This is a genomic window from Microcoleus sp. BM001215392, assembly GCF_036700185.1.
Taxonomy (GTDB): domain Bacteria; phylum Cyanobacteriota; class Cyanobacteriia; order Cyanobacteriales; family Microcoleaceae; genus Microcoleus.
This window is the reverse complement of record NZ_JAUBOJ010000145.1, coordinates 1-14429: the sequence shown is the minus strand read 5'-3', so window position 1 is coordinate 14429 and position 14429 is coordinate 1. Positions and strand designations below refer to the sequence as shown.

Annotated in this window: 13 protein-coding genes; 3 read left to right on the top strand and 10 right to left on the bottom strand. The window is 46.4% G+C overall.

The window, feature by feature from the left end; all coding sequences use genetic code 11:
- The 5 genes from QT974_RS16845 to purS all read right to left on the bottom strand — a co-directional run.
- Positions 1–856: WD40 repeat domain-containing protein (locus tag QT974_RS16845; protein WP_442933188.1), on the bottom strand; the 856-nt coding region annotated here is incomplete at its 3' end.
- Positions 853–2913 (bottom strand): ATP-binding protein, encoded by a 2061-nt coding sequence (locus tag QT974_RS16840; RefSeq protein ID WP_333469590.1) that lies wholly within the window; start codon positions 2911–2913, stop codon positions 853–855. The genes QT974_RS16840 and QT974_RS16845, both read right to left, overlap by 4 nt.
- 177 nt (positions 2914–3090) lie before the next feature.
- The gene (locus tag QT974_RS16835) at positions 3091–3894 is read right to left on the bottom strand and encodes a DUF4058 family protein (RefSeq protein ID WP_333469589.1); all 804 of its coding nucleotides are present in this window, start codon (positions 3892–3894) and stop codon (positions 3091–3093) included.
- 156 nt (positions 3895–4050) lie between these two features.
- Positions 4051–4752: a phosphoribosylformylglycinamidine synthase subunit PurQ gene (gene purQ, locus QT974_RS16830; RefSeq protein ID WP_333469588.1), complete on the bottom strand. Its 702-nt coding sequence runs from the start codon at positions 4750–4752 to the stop codon at positions 4051–4053.
- 271 nt (positions 4753–5023) lie between these two features.
- The gene (gene purS / locus QT974_RS16825; RefSeq protein ID WP_333469587.1) at positions 5024–5308 is read right to left on the bottom strand and encodes a phosphoribosylformylglycinamidine synthase subunit PurS; all 285 of its coding nucleotides are present in this window, start codon (positions 5306–5308) and stop codon (positions 5024–5026) included.
- 253 nt (positions 5309–5561) lie between these two features.
- Between purS and QT974_RS16820 the strand changes: the two genes are divergently transcribed.
- The gene (locus QT974_RS16820) at positions 5562–5954 is read left to right on the top strand and encodes a Fur family transcriptional regulator (RefSeq protein ID WP_333469586.1); all 393 of its coding nucleotides are present in this window, start codon (positions 5562–5564) and stop codon (positions 5952–5954) included.
- A 423-nt stretch (positions 5955–6377) separates the two neighbouring features.
- A complete protein-coding gene (locus tag QT974_RS16815) occupies positions 6378–8519 on the top strand; it encodes a protein phosphatase 2C domain-containing protein (RefSeq protein WP_333469585.1) in 2142 nt (713 codons plus the stop codon).
- Positions 8520–8544: 25 nt separating this feature from the next.
- Here the strand turns inward: QT974_RS16815 and QT974_RS16810 are convergent, their stop codons facing one another.
- The 5 genes from QT974_RS16810 to QT974_RS16790 all read right to left on the bottom strand — a co-directional run bounded on the left by QT974_RS16810 (position 8545) and on the right by QT974_RS16790 (position 13623).
- Positions 8545–9633, bottom strand: coding sequence for an ABC transporter ATP-binding protein (locus tag QT974_RS16810; RefSeq protein ID WP_333469584.1), 1089 nt, complete (start codon positions 9631–9633; stop codon positions 8545–8547).
- Between the two features lie 175 nt (positions 9634–9808).
- The gene (locus QT974_RS16805) at positions 9809–10870 is read right to left on the bottom strand and encodes an ABC transporter substrate-binding protein (RefSeq protein ID WP_333469583.1); all 1062 of its coding nucleotides are present in this window, start codon (positions 10868–10870) and stop codon (positions 9809–9811) included.
- Between the two features lie 50 nt (positions 10871–10920).
- Positions 10921–11778, bottom strand: a complete 858-nt coding sequence (locus tag QT974_RS16800) for an ABC transporter permease (protein WP_333469582.1) — start codon at positions 11776–11778, stop codon at positions 10921–10923.
- 127 nt (positions 11779–11905) lie between these two features.
- Entirely contained in the window at positions 11906–12781 is an 876-nt protein-coding gene (locus tag QT974_RS16795; protein ID WP_333469581.1) for an ABC transporter permease, read from the bottom strand.
- A gap of 80 nt (positions 12782–12861) precedes the next feature.
- Positions 12862–13623 carry an OmpA family protein gene (locus tag QT974_RS16790; RefSeq protein ID WP_333469580.1) on the bottom strand — a complete coding sequence of 254 codons (762 nt, stop codon included), beginning with the start codon at positions 13621–13623 and terminating at the stop codon, positions 12862–12864.
- Positions 13624–13748: 125 nt separating this feature from the next.
- Here QT974_RS16790 and QT974_RS16785 point away from each other — a divergent pair, with 125 nt between their 5' ends.
- Positions 13749–14351, top strand: a complete 603-nt coding sequence (locus QT974_RS16785; RefSeq protein ID WP_333469579.1) for a hypothetical protein — start codon at positions 13749–13751, stop codon at positions 14349–14351.
- The last annotated feature ends 78 nt before the right edge of the window (positions 14352–14429 follow it).

Genomic DNA, 14429 nt, shown 5'->3' with positions numbered 1-14429 from the left:
TGAGAGTTTTCAGTTCTGAACCTGTCTCGGTGTCCCAGATTTTCAGGGTATGATCGTATAAAGCGGAAATCGCTATCTTTCCGTCTGATGCGATCGCCACTGCTTTTAGCGAGTTACTATGATCGGTGAGATTTTTCAGTTCCTGGTCTCTCTCCGTGTCCCAGATTTTCAGGATTTCCTTCTCCTGCCCGAAACAGCCTTTCGAGATTGAGAAAAAAATCGCTGTTTTTCCGTCTTTTGCGATCGCCACTGCATCTACCGAGGAACTATGACCCGTGAGAGTTTTTAGTTCCCGGCCTGTCTCGGTGTCCCAGATTTTCAGGGTATTATCCGAGGATGCGGAAATCGCTGTTTTTCCGTCGGGTGCGATCGCCACTGCTTGTACCGATCTAGTATGACCGATGAGGGTTCGCAGACATCCTTCTCCCGGCCTCTCTAAATTAGCCTTCAAAGCCCGCAGCCAAGGACTATCTTTCCACTGCTTGGCTTGTTCTAGCAACCCCTGAATCTCAGGCACCTCAAAATCCAGCAACCTCCCCAACAAATGCCCAGCCAGTTGCGTTTTATCCCTATCCAAAATGTGCGCCGACTTCCTAATTGCCCCCTGAATCCTTACCAAAGTTTCAGTTTGCCCCTCCGACAACAAAACATCAGAAACTCTCGCCAAATCGTAATCATCAATTAGCGCTTGTACCCCCAAAAATTCCAGTTTCATCTCAATAAAACCGAAATCAGTCAACCAAGCGCAATAACGGTCAACCTTCCCCCGTTTCGCAAATCTCTTCGGTTGGTATTTCAACAGCAAATCTCGATCTTCCTGACACTGCTGCGCCAACCACACACCTAAATCGCTCATAGCGGCGCTCCTCCTGTAGAGTTATCGCTAATGTCATCGTTAATGTCATCCAGTGTTATTCCCGCCGACTGCACAGTTTCATCCGCTTCCAGAAACTGCCGAAAACTATTGTGATAGATAGTGTATCGAGTTTCCTTCCCTACCTTCTCCTTTCGCAAAAACGAATCCCATTTCGTTAGTACCTGCTGTACTTTCGTAAAATTTTGCTCGCCGGCAGATTTAGCCAACCAGCGACAAGAAACTGCTTCCTCTGCTTGCGACAGGAAATAGATAATCCTCACCTTCAATTCCAGCAGAGGATCGTCTTCCCTTCCCATCATCAGTCCCCAGTGTTTTTGATAATATTCCTGCAAACCCGCTGGCAAATCATTTAAATTCACATCCTTGTACGTGCCGCCTTCAATTTCATCCAGCACATAGCGGAGGTAGATAAATTTCTTTTCGCTTTTTTGGGCTACCGCCGTCACAAACTCTTCCCGCTGCAAATTTCGACCCTTAATCCAATCCTGAATTAACTGGCTTCTCTCCGTGCGCTTTGCCAGATAAGCCTCGACATCTTTGAGACTGTCTGTACTGTATTTCATCAAATCAAAAACCGTCTTGTTAGCTGTCGGCATTGTCAGAAATTCCGGCCGCTTCGAGACAATAAAATAAACGTTATCCGGCAAATCATTAGGCAAATACGAAACATTGCTACCGCTAGTTTGAGCCTTCCAATCAACTTCATCCAGCGCATCCACCACAAAAATAATTTTTTTGTCCTTGCTAGACTTAGCGCTGACTTCCTTCAGCAACTCGCCTAGAAAGTTGTTATTTTTCAGGGCATTTTCCGGCAGTCGCGGATACTTATCTTTAAGATTAAAACCTTCAATCAACTGAGTGCAAGCATTTTCCAAAAAAGTTTCAGCGCTGACAATCCCGTCCGGTTGCGAGTTGAAATGAGTAATGCAGCGGCGCTTCAACATCACCACACAGGCAGCCATAATCGCGCTTTTCCCAACACCCGGTTCCGCCTCCAAAACAAAATAGCCTTTTTGCTTTGTCCTCAGAAACTCATTAATTGCTTGAAATACAAATTTCCGACCGGTAAAGTCTTTAATTCTGTCCTGAATAATCGTCTCTGACTTAACAGGAATCGGCAAACTCGGCGCAGCAGGATCGATATATCTTTCCAGCAATGCCCGAACTTCTGCCAACTCATCGCGGAGAGTTTCTATAACTTCCAACTTCGCCATGACTTGACAAATTTGCTCCCGCGTCGCCAAAGCCTCCAACCTTTGCAAAACTTCCCCATTTTGCAGCCCCAAATCTTTCAACTCCGCCAAAGTTTCGCGGTGCAAAATCAACTGCATTCCCGCAAATTGTCTGCCGCCAGTCTCCGCATCTTGTTTCAGCACTTCGCAAAACGCCTTCGGGAAAGACTCGTGCAGTTTTGCCGCCGCATATGCAATCCATTCGGGATGCAAAGTTTTGTTTTCCTTCGCCGCAAAATCTCCCAAAAAATCTTGCCAATCTTGCACCTCCAACCCCGTAACTTCGAGAAACTGATTCCTATCAGCCGAAAAAATCTTCGCAAGTTCCGAATCAGAAAAATTCAAAGCAGTTGTCTGACTGTCAGTTTTGGCATCAATTTCCAACCAGTAAGCAACCGTTTTCTTCGCTAAATATTGAAAATTAGCTTTAGCAGAAGGCAGGTGATTTCGTTCAGCAATAACCTTGACTTCCTCAGATTCAGCAATTTTTGTCAGGAGACGGCTGATAGCTTCTCCCGCCGCCGTAGTCAAATCGCCATTTTTGAGAATATCCGCATTTTTGCCCACCCGCTGCGCCAACTTGTTTCCCAACTCGCCCGCCGTGATATTCCCCACAATAGCAGCGACAATAGTTGCCAAAGCATTAACTGCCAGCACGCCTCCGGGGCCGCCGAGTACGCCTGCCGCCATGTCGGCTACGGGCCCCGCAGCCGACATGGCGGTGGAGAGACATTGCCCGACGATGTATACGGCACTACAGCCGAGTAGCCGAGTTTTGGTATCGGCCAAATTCACTAAGGACATATAGTTTTCTTTTAAATAGTTGGTAATAATTATATCTTGCCCGCTGCCGTTTAGTCCGTCGGGGGTTGAAACCACCGCCGAGAGAGCGAAAGTCGGTTGAAACCGACTGAAAATTAGTGTTTAAATTTGAGTCCTCTTAAAAATAAATAGGTCTTTTGTGAGTTCAGGACTATATAATTAGTTATCTGGAAGTTCTTTTTCTTGCAAAAGTTGGGTAGCCCAAACCCGGTCTTCTTCGGGTAGAGATGGTACGGGTTCTCGATCGTAATCGATGCGATAGTCATAGCCGGCGCGATCGTAAATGCCTGCAAATATTTCTGGTAAATTAACAATAGGTTCTACATCTTCTTCGCGCAAGGGAAGCGGAAATATAGGTAAAGAATCGCGAAGATTGAAAGCATAAAGTTCGGCAAACGGACGACTATTTCTGGGACTGACTAAAATCCGATAATCGCTTTCAATGGAATTGTTAAGGATGGGCATAGATTCCCATTTTCGCAGTAAATCAATTTCTACTAAATTAGTTAAACTACCTAAAATACTCTGGCGTTTTTTGAGATAAGTAATTCTGCCTTCTCCACTACGTTTGTTGACGGGAGAAATAATTTCAATTGCGGTGACAACTTGTTTCGTTGTCATTTCTCGCACTTCCAGATAAGTCTGTTTAATTTTTTCAGGAGTCGGCACTTTGACGGTAGTCGGAAGTGTGACAGTTAAAGTGGCAACTGAACCTATAGGAATATTCGGGTTATTAGATTGACGCTTAATCGCGACATCGGGGATACCTACTAAAAGGGAGTCGCCGTTACTGTCATTTGGATCGGTAATTTCATAGATGCGTTTGTCAATTGCCACTTCATATTTAGGGCGAATTTGAGGCATGATGGTATCAGCGATCGCGATAATTAATCGATTGTGAGTTTCCTGCCAGAAATCGGGGTGTTCCAAGTACGGGTCCATTCCAGGAAAGAGTGAAGGCATAGGACTGTTTTCCGATGTATTGACTTTGAAGTCATTTTAGCATTTTTAATTTTGTGGGTGCGTCGCTAATATCCCCGTAGGGAGACGGCAATGCCGTGTCCCTACAAGAGATCGCGATCCACCCTATGGTATCTACAACAATATCGCAAATATCAACTATAAAATTGCAGCAACAGTTGCCATCAGCAACCCTTGAAACAATTTCATCCCATCAGTTTCGCCCAACATCGGATCGGATGCTCGTTCGGGATGCGGCATCATTCCTAACACATTGCCCGCCCGATTGCAAATGCCGGCAATATTATTTAACGAACCGTTGGGATTTCCAGCAGCGTTAATTTCACCGGCTTCCGTGCAGTAGCGAAACAACACTTGACCCTTATCTTCTAGCTCGGCTAAAGTATCGGCATCGGCATAATAATTGCCTTCCCCGTGGGCGATCGGCAAATCGATGATTTCACCCGAAGTATAAGCCGAAGTCCACGGCGTATTACCGCGTTCGACTTTCAAGGAAGCCCGATCGCAAATAAAATTCAATCCCGCATTCCGCACCAGCGCACCGGGAAGCAAACCAGCTTCAGTCAGCACCTGAAAACCGTTGCAGATGCCGAGTACAAGCTTGCCTTTGTTCGCGTGTTCCGCAGTAGCTTGCATGGCTGGAGAAAAACGGGCGATCGCACCGCACCGCAAATAATCTCCGTAACTGAAACCACCGGGAACTACAATGATGTCAATATCCGAAATATCGGTATCTTCGTGCCAAATCATTCGGGTCGGTTGGTGCAGCAACCCTTGAGTTACCCACACCACATCGCGATCGCAATTTGAACCCGGAAAAACAATAACTCCAAATTTCATAAGCAGAAGGAAGTTCGGCAACGGATTGTGTAACGGATGTAATGGATGGAATAAGCAAGAAGTGTCAACTTAAGACTTAAATCTTATGTTTTTCTCGCTTGTATTTAAGTCTAGATCCCCCTCACATCCCCCGCATCGTTGCGGGGACTTTGAGTCGTTCTAGTTCTCGTGTTTTTAACAGATACTTTGAGAACCTCTTGTCCCCCCCTTAAGAAGGGGGTTAGGTAGGGGGTCTCCGGGTTTAAAAACACGCCCTAAAAGTCGATCGCACTTAAGCTCCTGCTGTCTCGACAGGTACAGCAATTGCAGTCAAATCAAAGCGATAATTCTCAATAACTGGATTCGCTAAAAGTTGATCGCAAACGCGATCGAGTTGTTCGCGCGCGAAGGACTCATCAGCAGCAGTCAGCGTCAATTCAACGTACTTCCCGATCCGCACGCGCTCCACATTGTCGTATCCCATGTGTTGCAAACCAGACTGTACGGCAGTGCCGGCGGGGTCTAAAACCGAAGGGCGGAGGGTAACATAGATTTGGGCAAGATATTTCTGAGTCACGGGAATGTTGCGATAGGTGATGTGGAAGTTAGCGCCATTGTATTCTACAACCGAGCTGCGTGCGATCGACCTTTGACACCAAATCCGGGCTTAATACCCTCTTATTCCCCAGTCGCCCCGAAAGCGTTCGCCCTGTTTGTGTAAACGCGGTTTCAACCGCGCCCGTCTTCGTTCGACTTTGGTATGACTCCTCCAAGTAAGATAGCCTAGAAACAGGGACAAATTTGATTCCAGCCGATTACACAACAAAATTATGAGAACCAACCGCACCCGCAGTCAGGAGCGTATTTTAGACTTGCTCAAGACCTTAAATCGATCGCTCTCAGCGCAAGATATCTACCTAGAACTGCGCCAGAGCGACCAAAGCATGGGCTTAGCAACAGTTTACCGCTCCCTCGACGGTTTGAAGCGAGAGGGGTTCGTTCACGTCAGAACGCTTGCTAGCGGCGAATCTCTCTACGGTGCCGCCCACCAAGACCAACATCACCTAACTTGTCTCGAATGTGGCACGTCCATTACGATCGACGAATGCCCCGTTCATCACCTAGAAAGCCAATTACAACAATCTCATTCTTTCAAAATTTATTATCACACATTGGAATTTTTCGGATTGTGCGATCGATGTACTTTGGCTCAACAATCTTAGAGAAGTTATTGGTCATTAGTCAATAGCTCTCCCAAACATAGCAAAGCCCCAGCCAGCAGCCAAAGGATCGCCGGAATCCAGATCGTCAAAAGAATAGGTGATACTATTTAGATTCTTAGATTTAAAATTTGAAATTTAAGAATTGCCAACGACTGACTCTGCAAGGCTTTGTGACTTCCCAGCCCGATCGCGATTGTAAACACAATCGCGGTACCAGGTTGAGGCTTCCATTGTACTCAAAGTCAGATTTTAGTAACTTAGATTACAATTTTAGCCGATCGAGACCGGCAGCAACTACAATTTCTAGGGCCCCAAAGCCAGTTAAGAAATTGATAGGGGCTAAAATCAGCTTATTCTCAAGCTAGTGAATTCGAGCCTGGGAATCATATATCTTCAGAATGTTTTTACACAAACTATTTCGATATGATCAGTAGTTTCTCCGAACCCATTTATTGCCCAAATCTGAGCTGTTCCGAACCGCGCAATAGCTTTGGTACCCAGAAGTGTGCAGCTTGCGAAACCGATTTAATTTATCGCTATTTGTGGGTGGTGGGCCCAGCAGTCGAGGAAGTGCCGGCGGGTAAGGTAATCGCCGATCGATATTTTGTCATTGCACCCCAAATCTGGCTTGACAGCCGTCCATCTATCCCTCCGGGCGTCCCCGAACAACTGCCGGTGCACATCATGCCTTACCTGCATTTGTATCCACAACGGCTGCACGCGCCCGAAGTATACGGTTTTTGTGCCTTGGGGGAAGCAGCGGAAGCCACAGAGGTGCTGTTGTTGGAAAATGTGCCGATTAATAATTTTGGTAGCCTGTATCCTTCTATTCTACAAGCTTGGGCTCAGACAAGTGCCACGCGCCAAGTTTACTGGCTGTGGCAAATGCTGCAAATGTGGACGGCACTTTCAGAACAAGGAGTCGCTGCGAGTTTGCTGGTACCGGAAAATTTGCGCGTGGAAGGTTGGCGGGTGCGCCTGCTGGAACTGCATCGAGGTAATTTTGTACCGACTCTCAAGGATTTGGGAGATGTGTGGTCTGGTTTGGTGGAATCGGCAAGGCCCGAGATACAGTCGAAACTCGGCGAGATTTGTGTATTTATGCGCCGCAGCAGCATGAACTTAGATGCGATCGCCCTGGAACTTAACGATTTACTATTAGAACAAGCTGCCCAATTGCCCCTGCATTTAGAAGTAGTCGGCATCACCGATACCGGGCCGCAGCGCTCCCAAAATGAAGACAGTTGCTATCCCACTGCTGCTGATTTTCAATCGGTCAAAACTGGCCCAAATGACAAACTAATTCCTTACTTGACAATGGTTTGCGACGGGGTTGGAGGCCACGAAGGAGGAGAAGTTGCCAGTCAATTAGCCGTCCAATCCCTGAAAGCTTTAATCCAAAATTTGCTCGCCGAAATCGCTGAACAACAAGAGTTGATGGCGCCAGCAATGGTGATCCAGCAACTCGAAGAAATAGTGAAAGTTGTCAATAACGTGATTTCCGCTCAAAATAACGAGCAAGGAAAAGAGTTGCGGGAGCGGATGGGAACCACTTTGGTGATGGCTCTCCAGTTGCCTCAAAAAGTGAAAGTTTCCGAAGATGTACCGTCGAATAACAGTCACGAACTTTATTTAGTCAATGTTGGAGACAGCCGCGCCTATTGGATTGGCAACAATTACTGTCAGCGCTTGACTGTGGACGATGACGTAGCATCTAGGGAAGTACACCTAGGACACAGTTTATCCTGGGAGACTCAATTGCGATCGGATGCCGGAGCCCTGACTCAAGCTTTGGGTACGCGGGACGGTGATTTTCTGCGCCCCACGATTCAGCGATTTATTATCGAAGAAGAAGGCTTGCTGCTGCTATGTTCCGACGGTTTAAGCGATAACGACTGGGTAGAGCAATCTTGGCAGAATTACGGCCCACAGGTGCTAGAGGGCAAAATGTCCTTGGAAGCGGCGGCTATTTCTTGGGTTCGTCTCGCCAACGAGAAAAACGGTTACGATAACACTTCTGTGGTGGTGACTCACTGTCGGATGTCGCCGGAGAGATTGGTACTGTTCGATACGGCGGGTGCGTCAGTGCCGGTGTCATCGGCGCCGGTGTCACCGCTGTCAGTGTCGCTACCGCCCTCCCTCCCTACATCCCTCCAAAAAACCGGGCGGATGCCAGAATCTCAGCTTTCAGAATCCTCTAAACAGTTGCTGTACCCGGAAACTTCCTCCGCCCCGGAACCAGTTAAAAAACAGCAGTCCCAGCGTTGGCTGCCCCTGCTGGGGCTGTTGGTGCTGATGTTAGCATTCGCAGGTTTAGGTTTGTGGGTGCGCAGCCTCCAAACCCCGAACCCCGATCCCGAACAGCTTCCGCCGCCGCCGGAAACTACCGCCCCAACTCCTGCCGATATTCCCTCGCCCGGTGCAGATATTCCTTCCCCCGGGGCCGAGAGTCCGTCGCCGTCGCCAGAATCTCCTCCTGCGGAAATTCCATCGCCGCCGCCAGAATCTCCTCCTGCGGAAATTCCATCGCCCGGGGCCGAGAGTCCCTCGCCATCACCGCAGTAAACGAGAGCTAATTCAGCAGCACGTTTCAAAAAATGCAGATACTTTCCGGCGGCACGGCGACTCGAACGCTGTCGCCCACTTTGTGTCGCTGCAAGTCATCTCTGTGCAAGTTTTGTCGGCGAAGGGCGATCGAGCTTTTGGCAGTCAGGCGCACCGTATAACGCGTGTCAGTACCAATATAAATCGCCTCTTCTACTACTCCGGGCCAGATATTTTCAGCCTCATAATTAGCCGGGTAAATAGTCGCTTTTTCCGGCCGCAACACCAGGGTAACAACTTTCCCCGCGGGCAAATTTTCTGCTGTTGCAACTAACACGGGCAACTGCTGGTCAACCAACACGATTATTTTACCCTGCTGCTTTTCTACTACTCGCCCGGTCAAGAAATTGCTCTCCCCAATAAACTCAGCCACAAACTGCGTTTTAGGATATTCATAAATATCCACAGGCGTCCCGACTTGTTGCAGTTTTCCGGACTGCATCACAGCAATTCTATCCGACATTGTGAGCGCTTCTTCTTGGTCGTGAGTCACATAAATAAACGTAATTCCCAATTGGCGCTGCATTTTTTTTAATTCTAATTGCATCTCTTTGCGCAATTTTAAATCCAGCGCTCCTAGGGGCTCGTCCAACAGCAAAACAGAAGGTTCTTTGACCAAGGCCCTCGCCAGCGCTACTCGCTGCTGCTGTCCTCCTGAGAGTTGGCGGGGATAGCGTTTTTCTACATCTGTTAACTGTACTAATGCTAAAGCTCGCGCCACGCGATCGCGAATTGTTGGCGGGCGCAAATTCTCCATTTCCAACCCAAATGCAGCATTTTGTGCTACAGTCATGTGCGGAAATAAAGCATAGTTTTGAAATACCGTATTTACTGGGCGGTGAAATGGCGGGCGATTTTGCATCGGTTCGCCCTGAATGTAAATTTCGCCCGCTGTGGGAGTTTCAAAACCTGCAATCATTCGCAAAGTTGTAGTTTTGCCACAGCCGGAAGGGCCGAGCAAAGAAAAGAATTCGCGATCGCCAATTTGCAGGTTGATGTTGTCTACAGCTAAGAAATCTTGACTGCGAGCACTTTTAAATACTTTGGAAACGTCTAAAATTTCGACTGCGTGCATTGTTATTTATCCTAGTAGTTATTGTCGGGTGCCCAGCGGGCTGAATGTTTTGAGGAGATACTGAATAATTTTCCCCCGCTGGGCACCCTACAGTTAGTTAGTTACTCGCTTTCTACTCGTTACCATGCTCTTCCTTGGAATTAGTTAAGTTTGACCTAGTTGTTGACACCAATGCTTACTTTCCAGCCCCGGCTTTAACTTCCGTCGAAGCTCGATCGTACAATGCGGTTGCTTTCCCGACATCCTGCAAAAATTTCAGTTTTGCAAACACCTCAGCAGGCGGGTAAATTTGAGGATTTTTCAAATCTTTCGGGTCAATTAAACCTTTGTCTATTGCTGCTTTATTCGGCGAGCCATAGTGGGTAAAATTAGAAATTGTCGCACCAACTTCAGGCTGCAAAACAAAGTTAATAAATTTTTCAGCTAACTCTTTGTGCGGCGCACCTTTAGGAATTGCCATATTGTCAGAAAAGACAATTGTTCCTTCTTTGGGAATAGCATAGCGCAGGTTGGGATTCTCTTTCATCACCTGAAAAATATCGCCGCTCCATTCCATTGTCAGATTAACTTCTCCTTGATCGAGCAGAGTTTGACCAGTGTCGGGGACAAAGGCGGCAATGATATTTTTATTTTTAATCAGCAAATCGCGGGCTTTGTTGATTTCTTGGGGATTAGTTGTATTTGGGTCAAATCCCAAATAGATTAGAACCGCTGCAAAAGTGTATCTTGCATCATCTTGCCATGCTATTTTTCCTGTATATTTAGGATCGAACATCGCCCCCCAACTATTAATCTCGCCCTTGGTTGCTTTGATGTTGTAGCCAATTCCCATTGTTCCCCACTGATAGGGCAGAGAATATTTATTTTCCGGATCAAATGTTTGGTTAATCCATCTCGAATCGAGATTTATTTTGTTAGGAATTTTGGCAAAATCTAACGGTTCAAGTATATTCTCGGCTGCCATGATTCTCACCATGTAATCGGCAGGAAATATGACATCATAACCGGGATTACCCTGTTTTATTTTGGCATAGAGTGTGTCGCTGTTCTCGAAAGTGTCGTATTGAATTTTAACATTGTTCTCTTTCTCGAATTGGGCGATCGCTTCTGGGGCGATATAACTTGCATAATTGTAAATGCTGAGGACTTGCTGCTGCTTGCCACTTGTAGGGCTACAGCCGAAAACCACCGTTGCACTCATCACAAACAAAAGTAAGAAAGTCAGGAGGCGTTTCATGGATTTTGTTAGTTGTACGCGAAATAAATTATGACACAAAAGCAATTATTTTAACTTTTTTGAACCCTGAGTGATGACACAACCAGCAACAAGGAAGCCAACAACATCAAAGTTGAGATGGCATTAATCGCTGGGGTTACTGCAAATTTTATCATGCCGTAAACCAATAGCGGCAGGGTCATCGAACCGACACCGGTGGTAAAGAATGTCACGACAAAATCATCCAGCGACAGAGTGAAAGCCAGCAGTGCGGCACTGAAAATAGCGGGCCAAATTAGAGGGAAAGTGATCCGCCAAAAAGTCCGCCATTCGTTGGCGCCCAAGTCAAAGGCTGCTTGTTCTAATTGAGGATCGAGTTCGGCCAAGCGCGCCCTGACAGTAATTGTCACAAACGAAATATTAAAGACAACGTGACCGATAATTACTGTAGGTAAACCGAGGTTGAGGCGGATTCCCGTAAGATTTTCTACGATCCGAAATGCTAGGGTAAAGAAAACAAGCAGCGAAATGCCGATCGTAATTTCGGGCATAATAACCGGCAAAAACAGTAAAGCTTCCACTGCTTTGCGTCCGGGAAAATGAAAGCGTTCCAGCGCTAGCGCCAGCATGGTACCGAAAATAGTCGCTAAAGCCGTCGAAACGGCTGCAATTAGCAAGCTATTGCTAAGTGCTGGCAAAATTCCGGCGCTGCTGCTGGTAGCAATAGTCGCGCCTGCATTGCTAAACAAGCTGCCGTACCAATCGAGGGTAAAACCGCGCCAAACTGCGTTAAATTTGGAAGCGTTGAAGGAGTAAATAATTAAGATGAGAATTGGCAAGTAGAGAAAGGCAAATGCCAGTGCAGCTTGTACCCAAAGCCACTTTTTGCCGATCGCCCGCACCAGCAAATCTAGTTTTGTTTTAGTCATTAGTTAATAGTCATTGGTCATTAGTCATTGGTCATTAGTCATTAGTCATTAGTCAATAGTCATTGGTCATTAGTCATTGGTCATTAGCCCATCTTAAGCTAAACATGGGGTGCGCCACAAGCACCGCTTATTGAGTGTCATCGGACACGCGAAAATAAATTAAAACAGGAATCAATACGATTACGGTCAATACCATAGAAAGCGCCGAACCAAACGGCCAATCGCGGGATTTCATAAACTGATTTTGAATCAAATTTCCCACCATAATTGTTTGAGAACCGCCCAATATATCCGGTGTAACAAAAGCACCGACAGCCGGGACAAAAACCAAAATAGATCCGGCAACAATGCCGCGAGTTGTCAATGGCAAAAAAACGCTAAAAAAAGTTCTAATATCATTTGCCCCTAAATCTTGAGCAGCTTCAACTAATGAAAAATTGAAGCGTTCTATGCTAGAATATAAAGGCAGAACCATAAAAGGTAAATAGCCGTAAATCAGACCGATCGCCACAGCGAAAGGCGTGAACAGCAAGTTTAACGGTTCGCTAATAATATGCAGGCTTTGCAGGGCTGTGTTAATGACTCCTTCGCTGCGCAGCAGAATGATCCAGGCGTAGGTTCTCACTAAAAAGTTAGTCCAAAAGGGAATAATTACCAGCAAAAGCAAGGCATTTCGCCAGCGGGGAGGACGGGTGGCGATGAAAAATGCTAGGGGATAGCCGACTAACAAACAAGCCGCCGTTGTCAAAAAAGCCAAAAAGAGCGATCGACCAATTACGCCTAAGAAAAGTCCGCTGAACAAACGCTGGTAGTTGCTGAGAGTAAATACCCAAGTAATACCGCCGTAGGTACCGCGCTCTAAAAAACTGTACAACAGTACAATTAGCACCGGCAGAATAAAGAAAACGATCAGCCATGCGCTGGCAGGAAATAATAGCAGCAACAGGTTATACAGTTTTCGATGTTCGCTGTTCGATTTTGGATTGGGAAAGAGCGATTTCATCAGGGTGTTTGGCTACCCGTGCGTACAGGACTAATAATCCCACACATTTTATATCAAATCCGCAGGTTAAGCCGCAGCATTTATCTAGGGGTAGAATTCGGGCTTTTGCTTTCGGGTGATGGTAACTGGCGGTTTACGTCTACATTCAAGTTTTCGCGGCGGAATTGGAAGCGGAAAACGACTTTGCGATCGCCCGCGGCATTTTGAGTCGGATTCGCATCTAATTCTCCCCGTCCCGAAACTAATACTTTTTGCTGCAATTCGGCTTTTTTAGGAAAATTAACCTCATCGGAAAACATATAATTAGAAACAGCTAAAGCCCTGCGCAAACTCAGTTCCAGATTTTTGGAATCGGAACCTGCGGAACTGGTATGTCCTTCGATGACAACGCGAGCAATTTGTTTTTCAAACTGTTTGTTAGCAAAAAGCACTTGGCTGTAAATGGGAATGAAGGCTTGCAAAAACGTTTTTCCTTCGGGTTTGAGGACGGAACTGTTATTATCAAACAAAATGCGATCGCGAATGCTGACATCTCCCGTTCCGGGGTCAACCGTAAAAATATCTTTGTCTCCAACTTTCCCCTCTAAAGCATTGACAATAATTTGCGGCAGTCCTTCAAAAGCCCTTTGATATTGCTGCAATTCTTGTCGCAGTTTTTCCACCTGAAGGATTTTCTCATCGAGCATTTTCGCCTTGGCGCTGAGTTGAATTTGCACGGTGATGAACAGGAGGGCGAATAACATCAGCAAGCCAGACATTAAATCGCCGATCGACAGCAAGACGCTGGAGTCTTCCTCTTCTTCTGTTTCCGGTGCATTGTCTAAATCTGATAAATTTCTCATTTTTGTGGTGAGGTATTAATTTTGATTTTTTACTGTAAGATTTTATATATAATTATTGCTGTGTAACTTTCGATATATTCTGCTATTTTACATTACACTCTAGAATAAAACAACAAAAAAATATTATGCCCTACAGTCAGTTTAGCATCGACAAGGTGAAGCGAGATTTTCACCTGACGATTGTTGAGGGAAGCCGATTTTTTCCGGACTCTGTTGAGTCGATCGCCCCTAGTTCTAAGTTATTGGCGATTTTGGAGGATGTACCTTGGGCGATCGCTGTAGACACCGAAAAAGCTCGCTCTGAAGTCATTATAAATCCTGTATTGCTGGAAGTGCGACGCATTCTCAACCGTCAAATTAGTGTGTTTTCTGGCGAAGAATTCAATGTCGATCCGAGTGTTGGACTTAACGGAGTTTGTGATTTCCTAATTAGCCGCTCTCCCGAACAACTTACGGTGGAAGCGCCAGCAATTGTTGTAGTTGAGGCAAAAAAATCTGACTTGAAATCTGGGCTGGGACAGTGCATTGCAGAAATGCTGGCTGTAGAACAATTTAATCGGGCAAAAGAGCAACCGCTTGGGGCTGTCTACGGTTGCGTTACCAGCGGCACGCAATGGCGGTTTTTGAAGCTGGAGGGACAGATAATAACGATCGACCTAACCGACTATCCGCTGCCCCCCGTCGAGCATATTCTCAGCTTCTTAGTTTGGATGGTGAAAGATGCTTGATTGCCAACTTTCAAGCGATTGCAACGGGTGCATCTGGCGCAAGGCAAATATGTTTGTAGGGGCGAAGCATGACCGCAT

Bases quoted from the DNA above. Each gene is read 5' to 3' on its own strand.
- QT974_RS16795 (WP_333469581.1), bottom strand. From the start codon at position 12,781: ATGAAATCGCTCTTTCCCAATCCAAAATCGAACAGCGAACATCGAAAA.
- QT974_RS16790 (WP_333469580.1), bottom strand. From the start codon at position 13,623: ATGAGAAATTTATCAGATTTAGACAATGCACCGGAAACAGAAGAAGAG.
- QT974_RS16800 (WP_333469582.1), bottom strand. From the start codon at position 11,778: ATGACTAAAACAAAACTAGATTTGCTGGTGCGGGCGATCGGCAAAAAG.
- purQ (WP_333469588.1), bottom strand. From the start codon at position 4,752: ATGAAATTTGGAGTTATTGTTTTTCCGGGTTCAAATTGCGATCGCGAT.
- QT974_RS16835 (WP_333469589.1), bottom strand. From the start codon at position 3,894: ATGCCTTCACTCTTTCCTGGAATGGACCCGTACTTGGAACACCCCGAT.
- QT974_RS16805 (WP_333469583.1), bottom strand. From the start codon at position 10,870: ATGAAACGCCTCCTGACTTTCTTACTTTTGTTTGTGATGAGTGCAACG.
- QT974_RS16815 (WP_333469585.1), top strand. From the start codon at position 6,378: ATGATCAGTAGTTTCTCCGAACCCATTTATTGCCCAAATCTGAGCTGT.
- QT974_RS16810 (WP_333469584.1), bottom strand. From the start codon at position 9,633: ATGCACGCAGTCGAAATTTTAGACGTTTCCAAAGTATTTAAAAGTGCT.
- QT974_RS16840 (WP_333469590.1), bottom strand. From the start codon at position 2,913: ATGTCCTTAGTGAATTTGGCCGATACCAAAACTCGGCTACTCGGCTGT.
- QT974_RS16785 (WP_333469579.1), top strand. From the start codon at position 13,749: ATGCCCTACAGTCAGTTTAGCATCGACAAGGTGAAGCGAGATTTTCAC.
- QT974_RS16820 (WP_333469586.1), top strand. From the start codon at position 5,562: ATGAGAACCAACCGCACCCGCAGTCAGGAGCGTATTTTAGACTTGCTC.